Consider the following 20055-nt stretch of genomic DNA (forward strand, 5'->3'; position numbering starts at 1 on the left):
CTCCTAATCTGCTTGGTAAATGGCATCAATAGCCACTTTTGCTACTTCATAATTGCCTAGATAATCCTCTGCTAGATAAACTAAAGGAATATTGGTTAAATATCGCTCTCTCATCTGATCCAAATGCTGGGAAAAACTGTAGCGAATATGGTCTTCTGCCATGGTCATATCTCTAAATCCGTCATTGACATAGGAGCCAACAGGTTGCACAAAGAGAATCAAGTCCCATTTTTCCTTGGCCAAGATAGAGGCAAAGAGATTGTCAAAGGTTTCCCCTGATAAGTCCCCTTGATCCTCAGTCTCCATGTAATAGTCATAGTAGCCCTTGGTTACCAAGGAGTTGGTATCAGCTATCACTAGGCCTCGATTGGCATTGCTATCGATTAGCTTTGAGGTCTGGTCATACTGTCCCAACAGGAGATAATAATAATCCTTTGGAGTCAATTCATCGTCGCGGACATTGTTTTTGATCTGGTACTCACGCGCGTATTCCAGACTAACGGGCGCATCGTAATACCTTGCCAAATCCTTGGCCAGAGTGGTCTTCCCATTGCTGGCACTTCCCATGATCAAGACTTTCTTGGTAAACTGACGACGGAAGGGTTGAGCGATGTATTTCCAATATTTGCTTGGATTTTCTCGAATCATAGTCGATGAGATACCAAACTTTCTTTCTTGCAAGACGGTGCCAAATCCACGTTTAGCTAGTTCCTGCTGGTATTCTTCTTCTCCCACAAAGAAAGTCAGTTCTTGCTGGGTTTCATCATAGGAAATCTCCGCTAACATCTGGTCCAACCACTCCTGCCAGCCCATAGGGTAACGAGGAAGGTTGCTCTCATCCAGCTTGCAGACAGAGGTCAACTCGTCATCACGAAAAGCCTCTCGGATATAGCGAAATCGTTTTTGAAGACTTAAACCTACCTGCTCGCCTCGGTCTCCCTCGTAGCCTGAAACGACTACCCAGACCTGATCACACTGGCGCTTCGCTCGCTGGATAAGATCGATATGCCCTTGATGGAGAGGGGCAAAGGTCCCAAATACCACTGCTGTTTTCTTTTTCATAAACGTTTTACCTTTTTATAGTTTTTGATATTTTTATTTTCTATGTTTTTATTATATACTATATTTTTGTTTTGTCAATATCTTTTTATCATTTTTTATAAAAAGGTGTCAAAAAAGAGAAGGCCATCTTTATAATGCCCCTCAAAAGCTAGACAGAAAAAATCTAACTTTTGCGGTTCACTAGCCTTCTCTTTTTATATCTTAGATTCATCTCTATATGAAATGACTTATCATTATTAGATACCAATTATAAGTAAAATCTTTAGGATCTTCAATGGTTAACCAATCAAATGCTAAATATCGAAAGTGGATAGTTTTAAAAAACTGAATCATTATTTCCTTCTTTTCATCGCGATGAATGAAGTTCCAATCAAACCAAGGAGACCAATGATCTCAAGAACTAGATTAGACGCCACTCCTGTAGATGGTAATTTCTTCTCAGTTGCTGATGTAGGATTTCCTTTTGCCACCGTTTCATTTCCAGTAGCCAGTGGTTTATGATTAACTTCTTTATTCTGGAATTTTCCAGTTTGGCTCTCTCCTATCTGTGTTTGACTATCTTGGATAGACGGCTTAGTCTGCTTAGGTGTAGTGACATTTTGATTCTTAGAAAGTGTCTTAATCGCAAATAAACTGAAGTGGTTCGTTTTAAAGACAACTTGCCCATTTTCAACTTTAGAAGGAATACGCTCAAGGTCGCCATTTTCCTTTACGTGATAGACGTGAACATCTGAGCCAGTCTGCCCAAGCGCGAGCCGAACAGTTCGTTCTCCATTGACATGAGTTTCCTTGCCTCCTTTAGAAAGAGATAAGTCAAACACACGAACTGTTCCTCCTCCTGTTTTACGAGCAATTTTATCAGCCAACTCTTTCGTCGTTACTTCCTTGAGATGTAACTTATCAGCATCTGTAGGTTTATCAAATATTACTGAGACCTTCGTCTTGCCATCTGCTGCTGTAAAGATTTTATGTGTCTTTGGTTGTGCCGGTGTATGTGGTTTCTTGCCTTCTGGTTGAGGACTTGGTTGCATATCTGGTTTTGGAGCAGATGGCTTCTTATCCTCAGTACCGGGGTGTGCCGGCGTGTGTGGTTTCTTGCCTTCTGGTTGAGGACTTGGTTGCATATCTGGTTTTGGAGCAGATGGCTTTTTATCCTCAGTACCGGGGTGTGCCGGTGTTTGCGGTTTTTTGCCTTCTGGTTGAGGACTTGGTTGCATATCTGGTTTTGGAATTTCTTTCTTATCTTCTTTCTTTGGCACTAAGTTGGCCTTCGCTACCTTCAATTCAGATAAGCTCTTCTGAAGCTCTCCTATCTGAGTATCTAGCTGCTTTTCTGTAATATTTACTTGTTCTAGAAGCTCTTTCCCTTGTTTAATGATTTCGCTTGCGCGATTTCTGACCTTTTCATAAGCAGAACCAGCTTCTCCTGTTAACTTAGCTCCATCTGGAACCGTCTTCATTTCTTCTTCAAGCTGACTGATAGCCTTCTGAAGTTCCACAATCTGCTGAATCTTATTAAAGGATGGAAGAAATTCATCCTTAAAGTAATCCGCTAGATATTTCCCTTCTAAGGTAGCATAATTCTTATTCCATGTTTGCTTGATACCTGATTCAAATTCTTTTTCTAAACTAGGAATTTTCGCGTATTTTTCTCGATACAAAGCGACTTGTCTTGTCATCTTTTCGATTTGTGCATGGATTTGATAATAGATAAAGTCATCTATAAACGTTTGGAGAGTTTTGGCAGTGTATGAACCTTTTTCTAACTGTTCTCTAAATGCTTTTATTTTATCAGGAGCAATCTTTTTAGAATCCTCCCAAATATCTTTTTTCTGCACCTTATAATCACTGTTATTTTCTGGTAACTCTGGATAGTTATTCACTTCAGCCAAAGCTTGCTCTAGTTTTTTTAGCTCTTCCTTAGCCTTATTCTTCAAAGATTCTATCTCTTTCGTTTCTTCAGTCGGTGTCTGAGATTTCCCATCTTTAGTTGGAGGAATATGGCCTTCCATATCATGCTTTCTTTGAGGCTCAGTTGGTTTCGTTAAACCTTTTTTGAATTCCTCCACAGCAGCATCTAGCTCTGACTTCGCTGTTCCTAGAATCCGATCTAGTTCCTCTTTTGTTTGAACTTTAGAAAGCTCTGATCTATATTTATTTACAATTCCTAAGGCATTTTTAATTAATTCATCAAATTTAGACTCATCCTCAGATTTCAAATCTTTTTTAGTTCTATCCAACAGCTCACTCATGCGATTAGAAAGCGATAGATTAGCTTCTGAAATTTGTTTAGCTAAATCTTGCTGATCAGTCTCCTTAGCACTTCGTTTGTCTCTCGGTTTCGTTGTCTCTTTATTGCCATTAGATGTTTTGAGTTTTGCAATCTCATCAAGAAGACTGTGTTTAGCCTTCAGCACCTCTTCGTTTTTCGCGGCCTGATCGAGTTGCTGAAGCGCCTTTTTTTCCAACTCGCGTAACTGTTTGATTGTGGCATCCTCGTTTGCTTCTTCTTTGTTTAGTTTTTTCTCCTTTATGTTTTCGTCCACTTGTTGATTGACGTAGTTTTGAATTTCTTTTTCAACGTAAGCTTTGTAAGATTTGAATAACTTACCTAGATCAGCAATAACTTCTTGTTTAATCGTTTGGAGCGGTTTATCCGACTCGTTCTTAAAATCATTTACAACTCGCTCTTTGATTTTATTGATTTCGCCTACTAAAGAACTTTTATCCTCTTCAGTGATACCTTTTGTAGTTGCCATATCGCTAATCAATTTCTTTTGATGGTCGAGTTCTTCATTGATTTTTTTGAAAGTATCTTCCAGCTCTCTATAACTATTCTCCAAAGTTTCTAGGTTATCACGGTCATCTTCTCCCTCAATCTCTTTTATCAAGGAATCTTTCCGCTCAGTTGGTAGAGTACCTTTTCTAATTTCTTCTTTTAAACGTTTTTGAATTTCAGCGACCGCACCTGTGTTCTCTTTTGTAGAAGTATCTTGAGACTGTTCCGAGCTCTCCTTAGTCGGAGGAACTACCTTGTTTTCATCTTTCGATTGATTTTCTTTTTCCTTCCTTTCTTGTTCCATATGCTGCTTTTCATGGTGTTCTAGTAAGTCTAGATGAAAATCATTATCTATCGAAAGCAAGCTTCCTGTATCATTCGCCTGTTCGATTTTCTGCTTATATGCTGCTTTTTTATCTGCAGGAAGGTCACTTTCCGCTAGCTCTTTTATTAATTTTTCTTTTGCATCTTTCAAAGTTTCTCTAGCTGGCTCTGTTTTTTTATTATTTTCAGAAGAAGTTTCTTTGTTTTCTCCTGCCTTATCCTTAGATGAAGTTTGTTCAGTGACCTTAGCACTATTTGTGGGTGCACTCGAGCTCATCTCACCAGCATGAGCAACACTCCCCATAAAGAAGCTAGCTACTAGTACACTAGCTACTCCTACACTAAATTTACGAATGGAATAACGCATTCTTCGTTCATGATTTGATTTAAACATATCTATATCCTCCACGATTTTAATTAACTACAGTATATCCTGCCAATATGAATTGTATATGAAATTTGCTATATTATTTTCGCTATCCTTTCATTCTTCCATTAGGAATGATAACTTCTTGCAGTAATTTCTCTTCTTCTGCTATTCTTTGATAAAGAATAACCGCATAGACAGGAAAAATAAAGATAAAAGTTACGTAAGAATGACTCACCAAAGCTAAACCAACTAGCTCAGGGAGAACATTTAAAAAGTAATTGGGATGTTTCACAATTCGAAAGAGAGGATGATCTACATATTTGTGATTATTGACAAGCATAAGCTTTACTGTCCAAATATCTCCCAACAAGTGAATGACCAGCAATAACATCAACATGGAAAAAATAAGCAAAACTAAACCAACCATGCTCATGCCATCAAACCTTGTCTTGTGCACCATTGCTTCAACGAAGCAAGAGAGATAGAAGACAATATGAGCCATCGTTAATCGTTTTGTATTCTCAACTCCAAATTCTTTCCCGCCATTGCTAAGGATTCGTTTTTCATTCTCCATCGAACGTTTTAAAAAAATCAATCGAACGAGGAAGGTTAACAAAATAATCGCTAATACCATACCAGTATCCTTTCTTTTTTCTATATTTAAAATAATATTCTCATGTTAAACCTATGTGAACTTTAGCAAAAAAGAACGGAGAGATTTCCGTTCTTTTGCTTTATACAATTAATCTGCTTGCAAGCAAATTTTAAATTCCATTCCCTGTTCATAAGGGAGAAAACTATAGGACATTTGATAACTTTCTAGGATGTTATTCACGATATAGAGTCCCAAACCAGACCCTTCAGACTTGTCTGTAACAACTTGAGAGTGGTAAAAAATATCAAACAAATGATTCAACTCTTCTTGATTAAGAGGTTGGCAGGTATTTTTGATAGAAAGATAGCCATCTTGCTCGGATAGGATTACGCGCCCATTTTTATCTGAATATTTAATTGCATTACTAATCAGGTTTGTCAAAACCTTATCCAATGCCTTGAGACTCATGATGACCCTAGTAGCATCTGTCAATTGATTTTCAATTTCTATTCCTCTTGAGCGTGCTAATTCCTGATAGCGAGATAAAACATCCGTCAAAACAGTCTGGACTATCAAGGTCTCGCTACACTCTGTCCACTCTTGGAACTTAGAGGACTCCAAAACTTCTTCGAGCAAGTGACTCATTTGATCAATTTGATCGATACTCTTTGCTATATACTTAGGGTGGTCTTTATAATCTCCAACATTGTACTGCATATTCTCTAGAATAATTCGAAGACTGGCTAAAGGGGTTTTCAACTCATGTGACGCTCCACGAACAAAAGAAACTTTCTGCTTTTGCAACCTGATGATCCGTTCATTTCTCCTCTCAGATTCATCAATGACTGTCAGCAAGTTTTCATACACATCATTGATTTGCTTTCCAACTTCCCCAACTTCATCCTTTCGCGTTTCATCAAAGCGAATATCATGATCCAACTCCTGCATCTTACCTGTAACCTTTGAGATATAAAAGAGAGGCTCCAATAAACGTTTCGTATAGAAGTAGGAAAAGAGAAAAGCAAATACAAGCGTTGCTAGAAAGGTATAAGGGAGATAGAGAAGCATAATCCGTGTTGCCTCTTTATAAATATCCACACCTTGAATAAATTGAATGGTTACCTTTTTACCATCAACTGTCGTAATCTGACGGTCAATCGTTACGATATAGTTAGTGGGACTGCCTTCCTTTATTTCCAAGTCATGCACAAGGGAAATTCTCTTGTCCAGTACATCATCTTTCAAATGGGCAGAGATGCGAAGAGACTTCGAATAGGACTCCAGCAAGCTAGGCAGTTCATGAAAATTTTTGCCTTCTAAGTACCTGCTCATAATAGTCGCACTCTCATTAAACTTCTCACCCTCTTGCTGAATGTAATAAAAAGGAAAGGTCAGATAGATCGCAATGTGGATGACCAAAGCAATTGCACCTAAAAGCGAAAAACTTCTTAAAAATGATTTGGTTAATAATTTAGGGTTTTTTATCATAAGCTAATTTTATATCCGGCATTTTTCACTGTTACAATACAATCCAGATCCAACTTCTTACGAAGATTTCGAATGTAAACATCAACTACTCTATCAAGAGGCAAATCTGCAAAATCATTTGAGATAGACTCGAGTATCTGCTCTCTACTCAAGACCTGGTTCTTATGTTGGATCAAACATTTTAAAACCAACAATTCTTTTGGCTTAATTGCAACCTCCTCGTTCTTGACTCGAGCTTGGTAAGATGTGAAATCCACTGTCACATCTTGATAATGCCAAATATCCCCCACAACATAGTAACGCCTAAGCAGGGCTTGAATACGCTTGACTAGGAGCACTAGTGAAAATGGTTTTGTCACATGATCATCAGCATAAAGGTCAAATACCTGCATCTGAGTTTCCTCATCTCCGAGCGCACTTAAGACGATTACAGGAATATCATGATTTCCATTAATTTCTTTTAACACCTCAAATCCACTCCGCTTTGGTAACATCAGATCCAAGACCATCAGATGAATAGGGAACTCATGAAATTTATCCAAAGCCTCCTGCCCATCCTTTGCTAGAATAACATGATAGCCTTCTTCTCTCAAAAAAGCAGCTACCCCCTCTCTAATCATATCCTCATCATCTACAACTAAAATGTTCATCTATTCCCCTTCTTAACCTATCTAAAATTCACTCTTTTGCTAGGTTTACATTATTTTCATTTCATACGCAAAAAAAGAAACAGGGCTCTATTGAAATGGTGGAAATTTCAGGAAACTCTGCTCTTTTTCATTCTATACAAATCTTAATATCTATTCTTATTATAACCAATATTTACATATTGTCAACTTGTTTCCTTTGGTTTCATAAAAATAAATACAAAAAAATCAGGATTGCTCCTGATTCTCCATTTTTAAGCAATATCAAATTTTAGTTGGCCAGCTTTGACACCGATTTTGAGAGTTTTGCCTGCTACCAGTTCTCCCTTGAGAAGGAGTTCTGCCAACTTGTCTTCCACTTCTGTTTGCAGGGTTCTGCGAAGTGGGCGAGCTCCCATTTCTGGATCATAACCTTGGCTTGCTAGTAACTTCAACGCTGAAGCTTGCAGTTTCAAGTCGATGCCTTTCTCTGCTAGGCTAGCAATCAATGGTTTAACCATAATCTTAACGATTTCCTGCATGTGTTCGCTATCCAAGCTGTGGAAGACCACCTTTTCATCAATACGGTTGATAAACTCTGGTCGATAAGTTTTTTTCAACTCTTCAAAGATGCGTTTTTCCATATTTTCCTGGTCAAAACGAATATCTTTGGCTCCAAAGCCGACCGTCTTGTCATCACGAAGGGCTGTCGCACCAAGGTTTGACGTCATGATGATAATGGTGTTTGAGAAGTCAACCTTGCGTCCCTTGCTATCTGTCAAGACACCGTCGTCCAAAACCTGCAAGAGAACATTAAAGATATCTGGGTGGGCCTTCTCTACCTCATCAAAGAGGAGAACGGAGTAAGGTTTGTTGCGAACCTTCTCAGTCAACTCCCCACCTTCTTCGTAGCCCACATAGCCCGGAGGAGCTCCATTGAGACGGCTAGCTGCGAATTTCTCCATATACTCACTCATATCAAAGCGGATAAGGGCTGATTCGTCATCAAAGAGGACTTCTGCCAGAGCCTTTGCCAATTCGGTCTTACCGACTCCTGTCGGCCCTAGGAACATAAAGGAACCAATCGGACGCTTGTGACTACGAATTCCTGACTGGTTGCGGCGAATCGCACGACTAATACTTGAAACAGCTTGATCTTGACCGATGACACGTTTGTGTAGTTCAGCTTCAAGATTTAGATACTTCTTAGCATCAGTCTGAGTCAGTTTTTGAACTGGAATCCCTGATAAACGACTCAAAGTCGTCAAAATTTCAGATTCTGTTACCAAGTCTTTATAGACAGGGACTTCCTGCTCTTTTGCTATTAACTGGGCAGCTTGTTTCCACTTGCCATCCATCAAGGCCTTGTCAGCTGGACTCAAGCCGGATTCGTCTGCTTTCACATGCTTGGATTTGTTTTGCACTGTTGCTGCCGCTTCATCTAAAAGGTCGATAGCAGAGTCTGGTAAGTGACGACTGGTCAAGTAACGATGCGCCATCTTGACAGCTGTTTCAACAGCTTCATCTGTGATTTGCACACGATGGTGTTTCTCATAGGTAGCCTTCAAACCTTGCAAAATAGTCATACTGTCAGCTAGACTTGGCTCTTCAATCGTCACTTTTGCAAAACGACGAGAAAGAGCTGCGTCTTTTTCAATGTGTTTTTGGTATTCTTCCTGAGTGGTTGCACCAACTGTTCTCAAAGTTCCACGAGCCAAGGCTGGCTTCAAGATATTGGCCGCATCCAGAGTCGAGTCAATACCGCTACCAGAACCCATGATGGTGTGAAGTTCATCGATAAAGAGGATCACTTTGCCGTCTTCCTCGATATCCTTGATGATGTTGTTCATGCGCTCTTCAAAGTCACCACGGAAACGTGTTCCTGCAACGACATTCATCAAATCAAGCTCTAGAACGCGCATCTTTGCCATTTCAGCTGGTACATTCCCACTAGCAATACGCTGGGCAAGCCCAAGTGCCAGAGCTGTTTTCCCGACACCCGCATCTCCAACCAAGACAGGATTGTTCTTGGTCTTCCGACTCAAAATCTGAATCATACGCGAAATTTCCTTGTCACGACCGATAACTGGCTCTAACTTGCCAGAGCGCGCTTGCTCCGTCAGGTCATGCGTGTAATCCTCTAGACCACCACTTTGAGCTTGAGGCATGCCCATCATATTGGCCATGGAATTTTGCTTGTCAGTTACTGTGCGATGACGTTGACGCAAAGCCTTGAGATCTTCTCTTGTCCATCCTGCACGTTCTTCTAGATTGCGACGAAGAGCAGCAATTCTGATCTGATCTCTCTGGTCTTCATAAGAAAAGCCTGCTCTCTCCAAGATGCGAGTTGCCAAGGCATTGCCGTCATGCAAGATCGCATAGAGGACATGTTCTGTCCCTAGCACCTTTGCGTGGACCACTGAGGCTACATACTCTGCTTCTGCAAAGAGGACCTCCAAACGATGGGAAAAGGGCAATTCCGTAAAGGTTTCGTCTTGGCTATAGTCCGTTTCAGTCAGTTCCAACGCAACCTCTTCTAAACGGTCCATTTCATAAGGATAATCATTTAGAGTCGCACCTGCCACACTGTAACTGTGATTGGACATGGCAATCAATAAATGCCAAGACTCTAGATAACGAGCTCCAAAATGGCTCGCAACCATGTAGGCACTCTCGATACATTCATTCAATGCTTTTGAATAGTTCATATTACTTCTCTTTTCTATCTACCTCTTGTAATAGCTGTCGGAGCATATTGGCACGGACAACTGAGGATTCTTCTCCTAGGACACGATCTGTTGCTACTGAAGTCAGCAAGGTCATTTCCTGCTTGGTCATCAAGTCCTGCTCCACCAAAAGCTGGAGAATATCCTCATAAATCTCCTGACTAACTCGCTCACCAATCGAGTAAAGCAAATCGCGGAGCATCTCATGATGACTGGAAAATTCAATCCGCCCTATTCGAATGTAGCCTCCGCCACCACGCTTGCTCTCAACCAAGTAACCTCTGCTTTCCGTAAAGCGGGTCTTGATGACATAGTTGATCTGGCTCGGTACAACCTGAAAGGTATCTGCTAACTGGCTCCGTTGCAATTCCACGATACCAGATTGGTCTAAAATAGCCTTGATATAGGCTTCGATATGATCTGATGTATTTTTAAATCTCATAGTAAATCAAACTCCTTCTTTGAACCTTGACTATCTTTGACTATACTATCATTTAACACTCTATAAGTCAAATTTTTAAAGCTCAGCCCTTGAAAATACTGACTTTCTTTAAAAACATTTAGGCATTAAATCGCCTTAGTTTTTCTTGAAAGTCCCTAAAAAAGTCCACAAAAAGAGCCCTGAAAAGGGCGTAATATTGACGAGTTCAGCAGGCAAGAAACTAGCACGGTCAGACGTGCTTTTTATCTACAAAAAATGGTAGGCATCCTCGTACTAATGGGTACTCAAAAACCTACCACTTACTTAAGTTATAGTATATTTTGACTATTATTCAATTTTCCTAAACACAAAAATTAATGAGTTTAAGAGAAAGATGACTTGATACCAGTTATAGTATAGGATCTTTTTTACTTTAGATACTTACTCATACATGTTCCATTACCTTTATTGGCTTTAAAAACATCATTTTCTCTAGTTCTTCTATCAGTAACAACAAGGTGAAGTGGATCTAATAAAAAAACTAGATATTTTTCTCCTTCCAAAATTACAAATACCCTAAATGATGTTGACTTATCTAACTCGTTAGTCCTAAGTTTAATCTTATTTATGTTTGTTATTGAAAATTCTCTAGTTAAATATAGTTTGAAAATTCTCTCTAGACGCAACTGAGCTGTTTCAGTTAGAGAAAAATAGTCAGTCTCATCCATGTCATGTTCATTTAATTTTTTTAAATCTGGCCAAAATAAATTTATATTATTTACAAAATTTTGAACAACATCTTCTTTTAGAAAATTAGTAAATTGATCTTCTGGATATAGTTTATATTTTGAATGTTTCGACTTTATTACGTCACTTGAATACAGTTCAAATTCTCTAGGTTTTTCAGGCTTTAAAGGATCGCTTTCAATGCTATTTTCTGGCTCTATATTTGTTTTCTTACTACTCTTACTTTGAATTGGATTACTATCAAGCAGATTGGATAATTTCTTTGTACTCATTTGCAATATCTTCCATAGAAATAGGAGTAGAATTTCCTTTTTCTATTGCTTCCTTCCAGCTTCTATCTTCGTGGCTTCTATCAACAAGTGCAAAGTCAGATTTTTTCACTATCATGCTTCCAACATCATTTATAAAATTATTAATTTCTATGTCAATAGGTCCATCTCCAAAATCATATTCCTTAGCGTGATACTCACCGTTTTTATTTTTTTGATAAACATCTCTAATAACGGGCCCATATGTCCATGCTTCAAAATTCCCTTTAAATAAGTATTTAGGGAAGTCGTGATTTTCCTCTTTTACTCCAATTTCATCTCTACCTGAATATGTACCAGCGTAAAAAGCAAATAGAAAATATAAACTTTTCTGTAATTTCAATGGAGATAATTCAGAAAACTTATATAAAAGATGTTTTATTAAAACATCAACACTATCAAAATAGTATTCCTTATTCATATTTAACTCCTTATAGGTAAACAAAAAAAACACAAGTACCACATCTGTCACCTGCGTTTGTTTTTTGTTATTAAATTGATTAAATCATATAACCATTCTCAATATAACTTTTTTTCAGCTTTTTGTCAATGATTTTAATCTTTTTTTGTGAACAAAATATGTTTATTTAGCTTTATTTTATTTAATTTAAACCTGAAATTCTTTTTTTTTAATTTGAACACCTTAAAAGCCCCTAGTTTCTTTTCTAAGGGCCTTTATTTCGTCATTAGTTTTTATCTTTATATATCAATAATGCTCCTTCTCGATAACTACGAGCAAAATCTAGTAAGATTTCACTTTTGAGACGGTCATACTCTGTTTTATCAATATCCAGTAAGCTATATAGTTCTTTTAAAGTATGCTTTTGTTTTTGGGAAACAATAAATAAATTATAAAATATACCACGTTTCTTTTCGTCTAGGCCACTACTATAAGAGTCTATCATTTTGACCATCTCGATAGCTTTGGTTTCAAATGCGCCTGGAGTATCTCTAAGATTGGCTAACTTCTTCAGCGACTTGTAACTTTTCAAAAAATGATATGCTCTTTTTGCTGTTTCTGTGTTGTCTACGTCCATTTCATACTACCCAACTCATTGAAAAAATTCTCTCCAGAAAGGATTTTCACTATCAAAACTGAACAACAGCTCTCCTCTAACATCTATCTTATCAATCCACCAAATTTTTGATTCTTCATTATTTTTGTAAAAATCACTGTATCCTTCAATATTAGACTCTGAAATAAGAACTTTATCCATTCCATCGGATGAACTTGGTTTATCGCATTTCATTAAGTCGTTATTTAACATCATTCAGGCTCTTTCTATCATCTTAGTCAAATAATGTGACCATATTTTTATTTTAAGATACTTGTGGAAAAACTTCATCCCATATATCCACTAAACTTTTACCATTAAAAACTTTAGCTTCCATAGCTTCATCAATCGTATTAAACTGCTGACCTTCATAATCATAACCAACTACACAAATGCTGGATAAGAAACAAGCACCTCGGCCATTAACATTAAATTCAAGATCTGTGTCTAAATATTTTTTAATTTCTTCTTTTTTCATCACATCACCATACGTCAATTATATCACTTTTTATCTATAAGAATTTCCATTTATAGACAAAAAGGGCGCTGGTAAAGGATAATCTTCACCAACTCCCTATTTTTCTACCTATCTAAGCCTAATTCTGCTAATATTTGCCGTTTGTAGGCAATCTTTTGAACTTCCTTGTCTTCGTCTTCAGACCAATCTAGTTTAATTTCTGAAACAATTTGCCCAGGGCGATTTTTCAAGATATAAATGCGGTCGCTAAGATTGAGGGCCTCTTCGATACTATGCGTGATGATGAGGGTCGTCAGCTGCAACTGCTTATGAATCTCCAGATACCAAGCATGGAGCTCCATCTTAGTCATTTCATCCAAGGCACTAAAGGCCTCATCCAAGAGAAAGAGCTTGTGCCCGAAAAGGTAGGTCCGAAGCAAGGCCACACGCTGACGCATCCCACCACTGAGCTCATGAGGATACTTATCCCGTACGGCTGTCAGCTGGAAGGTCGCAAGGATTTCGTCCGCTCGGGCAATAGCTTCTGTCTTATCAACCTTTTGAATCAAGAGGGGCAGGATAATATTGCCAAGGACTGTCTTATGCTCCAAGAGGAGATCCTTTTGCAACATATAACTCACGCGCCCCTTGGGATTCTCCTCGCCATCAAGGACAATTCGCCCTGACTGAACTTCTAAAATCCCAGCGATTAGGTTAAAGAGAGTGGTCTTTCCAACACCACTAGGTCCCAGGATAGAAACTACTTCACCTGACGTCACCTGCAGGTTGATGTCCTCTAAAATCTTTTCATCGCCATAGGCATAACTTACATGTTCAAGTCTAATTTCTGTCATTATTTTACAAATTCGTTAGTGAAGCCTTTGTCTGTCAAATCTTCTTTAAGGATACCATTTTCTTTATCCCATTTGTAGAAGGCATTCCAGCGAGCAGCATCAAATTGTCCCCATTTTTCCTTGTCGCTTGCGTATTCTTTTGATAAGTATTTTTGAGATTCGATAACAAAGTCACGTTTTTCCTTGAGTTCAGGTGCATTCTTGATGAGGATATCTGCAGCTTCTTCTGGGTGTTCCATAGCATATTGGTAGCCTTTTTTGATGGCTTGGATGACTTTACGAGCTTCTTCCTTGTTGTCTTTTAGATAGTCGTTGTTTGCGATGATAACGGGTGAGTAGTAGTCAAACTCCTTGACATAGTCTTTTAAGTACATAAAGTTAGCATCTACGCCTTGAGATTTGGCAAGGATACCATCCCAACCGTAGTAGATCCAAGCAGTGTCAAAGACCCCATTAGCAATCGGTGTGATCGAGTTTGAGTCGTTGTTTGGTACTTTTTCGACCTTCTCAAAGTCTCCACCTTGAGATTCTACCAAGGTTTTCAACATAGCAAGCTCCGTTGGGTCATTCCAGGTTCCGTATTTCTTCCCAACTAAGTCCTTTGGACTGCTGACATTGTCAGATTTACGTGAGATGATTCCAGATGTATTATGTTCAACGATAGCAGCAACGGCAGTAATCCCTGCTCCTTTTTCCAATTTTTTAGCCATGTAGTCTTGGAAATAGATAGCAAATGGTGCCTTGCCATTGATCACCAAGTCAGACGAGCTTTCTTCAGGTGGCAATTTCAAGTCAACATCCACTCCAGCTTCTTTGAAATAACCTTTTTCCTTGGCAACATAAAGCCCTGTGTGGTTAGTATTTGGTGTCCAGTCTAGGATAAAGTCAATCTTTTTGAGTTCTGCTTCTTTGTTGTCCTTAGAAGCAGTTCCTTGGCCACAAGCCACTAGCACGACAGCTACAAGAGCCGTTACAAGCGTTAAAAACACCTTCCATGTTTTTTTCATTTTAATTTCCTCTTTTCTTTTTCTAAAACGCTCTATTTAAGTACGTTTCCATTTAATCACGTATTTTTCACTAATATCGACCAACTTCATACCGATAAGGCTGATAATCGACACCAGAATAATAATGGCAAACATGGTATCATACTGAAACAGTTTCTTGGACTGAATCATATAAACACCAAGACCTTCAAAACCTCCTAGCCACTCGGACACCACGGTTGTGATAAAGGCGTAGGAGACACTGACCCTCAGACCTGCATAAAAGTAGGGTAGGCTGACAGGGATTTTAAAATGCCACAGGATTTGCCAAGGTTTAGCTCGCATCAGACTAAACAAGGTCAGCATATCCTTGTCACAATGCCTAAATCCATCCAAAATACTGACGATGATAGGGAAGGTTGTCGTCAGGATTATCAAGACAATCTTAGGCAAAATTCCATAGCCTAGCCACAAGACCAGGATAGGAGCTATAGCAATGGTCGGAATGGTCTGGACAACCACCATCATAGGGTAAATCAAGTCATTGAGCCAAGTCAGACTGTCCATAAGCACCGCCATGAGACAGGCAATCAAGACTCCTAAGACTAGTCCGAGTAAAGCCACTCTCAAGGTCGCCCAGCTATGGTGCCAGAGAAATTCTCTGTCACGAACAAAGGCCTGGAGAATTTCAAAAGGGGTTGGCAGGATAAACTTGGGTAAAAGTTTGAATATTCCCGCTAACTGCCAGATTGACAAGACTCCTAGAAAACCCAATAGACTAATGTGTCGTCTCAGTATACTTTTCAAGTTTCTCATCGATGCTCAAAATCTCTCCTATATTTATTTTGACATTGGCAAAAACATTATCTGCCTCCTGCCCGGCCACTTCAAGCGCTTCTTTGAGAATACGCATGAGCTCATCAAACTCCCCTTCCAAGACCGTTTCAAATGGTGTCACCACCATGGTCACGGACTGAGCTTGCAGATAAGCAATCACTTGATCGATAATAGCAATTCGATCAATCCCCTGTGATAGGGGCAAAACTTGCAAGGCAATGCTTGCTTTCATAAAAACCTCCTTTTCTCGGTTTTCCTTTTTGACAAAAAGAAAACCCCTTCCATATATGGAAAAGGTGCAGAATTCGGCTAAGTATCGTTCCCTACGCTGGCATTACCCAGATCAGGTGCGGTCGAAGTTTAACACTTCCTCTCAGACTGTACACAGACTCCCATATCTTATATGGACATATAGTAACGCAAATACAAGGAAAAGTCAAGGAAACTGCTTACAGAAAATCTTGAAAAAGAGTTTGAAGACAACTGCTTCAAACTCTATCATAGTTTTCTTATTTAGCCTCGTACCAGGTTGCCCCTTCATTTTCATCTGCAATAAGGGGAACACTGAGTTGGATGGCTTCTTCCATGGTTTGTTTCACCAGTACTTTGACGGCTGCTAGTTCTGATTTCGGAACCTCAAGGACGATTTCATCATGCACTTGCAACAGCATCTTGGTCTGATAACCACCTTCAACTAGAGCCTTATCCAGCTGAATCATAGCAATCTTAAGAATATCTGCTGCTGAGCCCTGGATAGGAGAGTTAATGGCTGTACGCTCTGCAAAACCACGAATGTTGAAGTTGCGCGAATTGATATCCGGCAACTCACGACGACGCTTGAAGAGGGTCTCTACATAGCCCTTATCACGCGCCTCACGCACCACCTCATCCATGTAGTTTTTAATACCTGGGAAGCGTTCAAAGTAAGTGTCAATGTAGGCTTTTGCTTCCTTACGGCTAATGCCCAGATTATTAGACAAGCCAAAGTCTGAAATCCCGTAAACCACTCCAAAGTTTACCGCCTTGGCATTACGACGGTCGTTTGGAGTCACATCCTCAGGGCGTTCAATTCCAAAGACCCGCATGGCCGTCGAGGTATGGATATCGGCTCCCTCTTGGAAGGCCTTAATTAAGTGCTCATCCTTAGAAATATGGGCCAAGACGCGCAATTCAATCTGTGAATAGTCCGAGCTGAGTAGCACGCTATCCTCCCACTCAGGTACAAAGGCCTTACGAATGAGACGGCCTTGTTCCAAACGAACAGGGATATTTTGGAGGTTCGGATCCACACTAGACAGACGCCCCGTCTGAGTCAAATCTTGCACGTATCGCGTGTGAATCTTGCCATCATCCAAAATCCAATCCTGCAAACCAATCACATAGGTAGACTGGACCTTAGCAATCTGACGGTAGTCTAGAATTTTTTTAACAATCGGTGCAATAGGAGCCAATCGCTCTAGCACATCCACCGCTGTCGAGTAACCAGTCTTGGTTTTCTTAGTGTATTCTAGAGGAAGTCCCAGTTTTTCAAAGAGAAGTACGCCCAACTGTTTAGGGGAGTTGATATTAAATTCCTCACCAGCCAGTTCGTAAATCTCTTGGGTGAGTTGCTCAATGACGACCTCATTTTCAGCCTGCATCTCAAGCAGGGTTTCTTTTTTGACCTTGATACCAGCAATTTCCATCTTAGCAAGGACAAAAGCCAGAGGTTGCTCCATGTCATAGAGGAGATCTAACTGCCCATGTTCACTGAGTTTTTCAAGTAAAACCGGCTCTGTTTCAACCAATACTGCAACCTTACGAGCCAAATGATCCAAGAATTTCTCTCTCTCAGGGATAGCTTTCTTGACACCCTTACCATAGAAAGTATCATCATCAGCCAAATAAGTCTGGCCATAGAGATTCGCAATAGTTGAGATTTCATTGTTCTCGACTGTTGAGAGTAAGTATTTGGCCAAGCGACTGTCAAAAGCAGGGGCCTGCAGGTTCAAGCCCAAGCGATTTAAAAGAACCTTCGCTTTCTTAAAGTCATACACTTTCAGAGGTGTTTTTTCTAAAAATTCCTTGAGAATCGGCTCCTGCAAGAGCTCAAGTTTGTCTGTAGCGTAAAGTTTATCCCCGCAGGACCAGGCAAAACCAACCAAGTCATCTGTATGGTAGTTCTCACCAAAGAGTTCAAAGTGGAAGATAGAGTCTGCGCTCAGCATGTCTTGACTGACTTGGTCAACGATAGTGAAGTCCAAGCTCTCAGGCGCATCCTTCGACGAAATATTTAAAGCTTGTTTGAGCTGTTTGAAGCCCATCTGATCGTAGAATTTTCCGAGATTTTCCACATCTGGACCATTATAAACCAGATCATCTAGTCCAATCTCAATCGGTGCCTGAGTCTCAATGGTCGCCAAGGTTTTAGACAGGAAGGCTTGTTCCTTATCGTTGATGAGATTTTCCTTCATCTTAGAGGACTTCATCCCATCAATATTTTCATAAATACCCTCTAGCGAGCCGTGTTCTAGCAAGAGCTTGATACCCGTCTTTTCACCAATCTTAGTGACGCCTGGGATATTATCTGATTTGTCTCCCATCAGGGCCTTGAGATCAATAAACTGAGCTGGTGTGAGGCCCATTTTTTCCATGAGGTAATCTGGCGTAAAGGCCTCAAACTCAGCCACACCTTTCTTGGAAATCTCGACCACCGTATGCTCGTCCGTCAACTGGATCAAATCCTTATCTCCGCTAACGATTGTCACATCAAAAGAATCCTTCTCAGCCAAACGACCTAGGGTCCCGATGATATCATCCGCTTCATACTGGGCCAACTCATAGTGGCGAATCCCAAGATGGTCTAACAACTCACGAATGAAGGGAAATTGCTCACGAAACTCATCTGGAGTTTTAGCACGTCCACCCTTGTAGTCTGCATACATCTCTGTTCGGAAAGTCGTCTTACCTGCATCAAAAGCTACCAAAACATGACTGGGCTCAACCCGCTCTAAGACATGATTCAACATGAGTTGAAAGCCATAGATTGCATTGGTATGAAGACCATTAGCATTTTTAAACCGATCCAACTGCCGACAAAGTGCAAAAAAGGCCCGAAAAGCAACAGAAGATCCATCAATTAATAATAATTTTTTCTTGTCCATACACCCATTATAAAGGAAAGCAGGGAAAAATACCATTGAGAAGAATAGGAAAATGGTGGAGAAACTCTCTCTTTTTGTCTACTTTCTGTACCCTAGATTCTAGCTCCATTACTATCCACCCGATAGCCATCCACAGTAGTATTCACTGCTAAAGCCCCTGAAGCATTGACGTAGTAAGATTTTCCGCCTACCTGGAACCACTGACTAGACTTCATAGCCCCTGAACTTTCCAAATAATACCATGTTCCATTTTCCTTGAGCCATCCTGTCTGCATCTCCCCGGATGCCTTTAGATAGTACCAATGCGAGCCATCCTTTACCCAACCTGTTGACATAGTCCCGTTTTCTTTGAAGTAATACCAACTGCCATTTATTTTCTTCCAACCAGTTGCGAGTTTCCCATTCTCACGGTAATTCCAAATACCGTTTTGCTTCTTCCAACCATTCTCCACCGGTTCTGTTTCCATATACTGGACGTATCTCCTCATTCCACTATAGGACAGGTAACTAAGCCACTTATAACCGTCCTTTTCTACGATTTGATCGTAGCTAACATTTTCACCAGGATAGTAGTAGTCGATAACTTGCGCTGTACTTGACGGCTGGTTTCGAATGGCAGACTTTTGAGTAAACGTATGAATCCCACTAGACGCCAACCCTGACCTGATAGGATTTCCAGTTCTACCACCATTCCCTACCAAATCCTTAAAATGGATAAAGCCTGTCATAGAGCTAGCTTTTACGCTGCGACGATTGTATTTCTCCCTAACTCCATAGTTATACTCTTCGATCTCAATCGTATCTCCTGATACATTTGATACCCAGGCCACGTGCCCATAATAACCTTCTGTCGACCAAGCAATTGAACCAATTTCAGGTTTGCTATCCACACGGTAGCCTTCTCGCCTTGCACGATGTCCCCATTCATTTGCATTTCCATAGGCAGGAGGAATCTCAAAGCCATTTACACTACTCAAACGAAAGGCCGCAAAAGACGTACACTGGCGAGAATACATCCGCCACTGATCGATTTCAACACTACCATTTTTGTAGTGAAGCGGGTAGTCATCACCACGCGCTACACTGTCAGCCTGAACCGATTCTCCACCAAATAAAAAGGTACTTGTAACGAACAAAGTAGCCAGTCCTAAACCTAACTGAGTATATCTACTCTTCTTAACTCCTGATTTTAAAAACATCATTCATTCTCCTTAATAATATAAATTTCCGAGGTTACCCTCGTTTATACTATTCGGGAGAAAAAGAAAAAAGTGAGC

The 20055-nt window shown here is 39.9% G+C and carries 18 protein-coding genes; all 18 read right to left on the bottom strand.

What is annotated here, in order from left to right; all coding sequences use genetic code 11:
• Positions 1-3 precede the first annotated feature (3 nt).
• A complete protein-coding gene (locus ACVX3R_RS08880) occupies positions 4-1062 on the bottom strand; it encodes an AAA family ATPase (RefSeq protein ID WP_458794922.1) in 1059 nt (352 codons plus the stop codon).
• Positions 1063-1394: 332 nt separating this feature from the next.
• The gene (locus ACVX3R_RS08885) at positions 1395-4559 is read right to left on the bottom strand and encodes a GAG-binding domain-containing protein (protein ID WP_458794923.1); all 3165 of its coding nucleotides are present in this window, start codon (positions 4557-4559) and stop codon (positions 1395-1397) included.
• An 82-nt stretch (positions 4560-4641) separates the two neighbouring features.
• The gene (locus tag ACVX3R_RS08890) at positions 4642-5169 is read right to left on the bottom strand and encodes an isoprenylcysteine carboxyl methyltransferase family protein (RefSeq protein ID WP_458794924.1); all 528 of its coding nucleotides are present in this window, start codon (positions 5167-5169) and stop codon (positions 4642-4644) included.
• Between the two features lie 108 nt (positions 5170-5277).
• On the bottom strand, positions 5278-6618 hold the full coding sequence (bgrS, locus tag ACVX3R_RS08895; protein ID WP_458794925.1) for a sensor histidine kinase BgrS: 1341 nt from the start codon (positions 6616-6618) through the stop codon (positions 5278-5280).
• Positions 6615-7268: a response regulator transcription factor BgrR gene (gene bgrR / locus ACVX3R_RS08900; RefSeq protein WP_458794926.1), complete on the bottom strand. Its 654-nt coding sequence runs from the start codon at positions 7266-7268 to the stop codon at positions 6615-6617. Before bgrR ends, bgrS begins: the two co-directional genes overlap by 4 nt.
• A 251-nt stretch (positions 7269-7519) precedes the next feature.
• Entirely contained in the window at positions 7520-9952 is a 2433-nt protein-coding gene (locus tag ACVX3R_RS08905; RefSeq protein ID WP_458794927.1) for an ATP-dependent Clp protease ATP-binding subunit, read from the bottom strand.
• A 1-nt stretch (position 9953) separates the two neighbouring features.
• Entirely contained in the window at positions 9954-10412 is a 459-nt protein-coding gene (locus ACVX3R_RS08910) for a CtsR family transcriptional regulator (RefSeq protein ID WP_001211263.1), read from the bottom strand.
• Between the two features lie 407 nt (positions 10413-10819).
• Positions 10820-11410, bottom strand: a complete 591-nt coding sequence (locus ACVX3R_RS08915) for a hypothetical protein (RefSeq protein ID WP_458794928.1) — start codon at positions 11408-11410, stop codon at positions 10820-10822.
• Positions 11379-11867 carry a Panacea domain-containing protein gene (locus tag ACVX3R_RS08920; RefSeq protein WP_061865414.1) on the bottom strand — a complete coding sequence of 163 codons (489 nt, stop codon included), beginning with the start codon at positions 11865-11867 and terminating at the stop codon, positions 11379-11381. The genes ACVX3R_RS08915 and ACVX3R_RS08920 overlap by 32 nt, the downstream gene beginning before the upstream one ends.
• A gap of 265 nt (positions 11868-12132) precedes the next feature.
• Positions 12133-12483 (bottom strand): ArpU family phage packaging/lysis transcriptional regulator, encoded by a 351-nt coding sequence (locus tag ACVX3R_RS08925; RefSeq protein WP_458794929.1) that lies wholly within the window; start codon positions 12481-12483, stop codon positions 12133-12135.
• 15 nt (positions 12484-12498) lie between these two features.
• Entirely contained in the window at positions 12499-12717 is a 219-nt protein-coding gene (locus tag ACVX3R_RS08930) for a DUF7675 family protein (RefSeq protein ID WP_458794930.1), read from the bottom strand.
• Positions 12718-12766: 49 nt separating this feature from the next.
• The gene (locus ACVX3R_RS08935; protein ID WP_458794931.1) at positions 12767-12979 is read right to left on the bottom strand and encodes a hypothetical protein; all 213 of its coding nucleotides are present in this window, start codon (positions 12977-12979) and stop codon (positions 12767-12769) included.
• Positions 12980-13083: 104 nt separating this feature from the next.
• Positions 13084-13812: an ABC transporter ATP-binding protein gene (locus ACVX3R_RS08940; protein WP_458794932.1), complete on the bottom strand. Its 729-nt coding sequence runs from the start codon at positions 13810-13812 to the stop codon at positions 13084-13086.
• Entirely contained in the window at positions 13812-14819 is a 1008-nt protein-coding gene (locus ACVX3R_RS08945) for an ABC transporter substrate-binding protein (protein ID WP_000754537.1), read from the bottom strand. Before ACVX3R_RS08945 ends, ACVX3R_RS08940 begins: the two co-directional genes overlap by 1 nt.
• A gap of 36 nt (positions 14820-14855) precedes the next feature.
• A complete protein-coding gene (locus ACVX3R_RS08950) occupies positions 14856-15614 on the bottom strand; it encodes an ABC transporter permease (RefSeq protein ID WP_458794933.1) in 759 nt (252 codons plus the stop codon).
• Positions 15577-15867, bottom strand: coding sequence for a thiamine-binding protein (locus ACVX3R_RS08955; protein ID WP_458794934.1), 291 nt, complete (start codon positions 15865-15867; stop codon positions 15577-15579). The genes ACVX3R_RS08950 and ACVX3R_RS08955 overlap by 38 nt, the downstream gene beginning before the upstream one ends.
• A gap of 277 nt (positions 15868-16144) precedes the next feature.
• Positions 16145-18778 (bottom strand): DNA polymerase I, encoded by a 2634-nt coding sequence (gene polA / locus ACVX3R_RS08960; RefSeq protein ID WP_458794935.1) that lies wholly within the window; start codon positions 18776-18778, stop codon positions 16145-16147.
• A gap of 92 nt (positions 18779-18870) precedes the next feature.
• A complete protein-coding gene (locus ACVX3R_RS08965; RefSeq protein ID WP_458794936.1) occupies positions 18871-19980 on the bottom strand; it encodes an SH3 domain-containing protein in 1110 nt (369 codons plus the stop codon).
• Positions 19981-20055: the final 75 nt, after the last annotated feature.

The sequence above is a fragment of the Streptococcus sp. 517s genome (assembly GCF_054445985.1).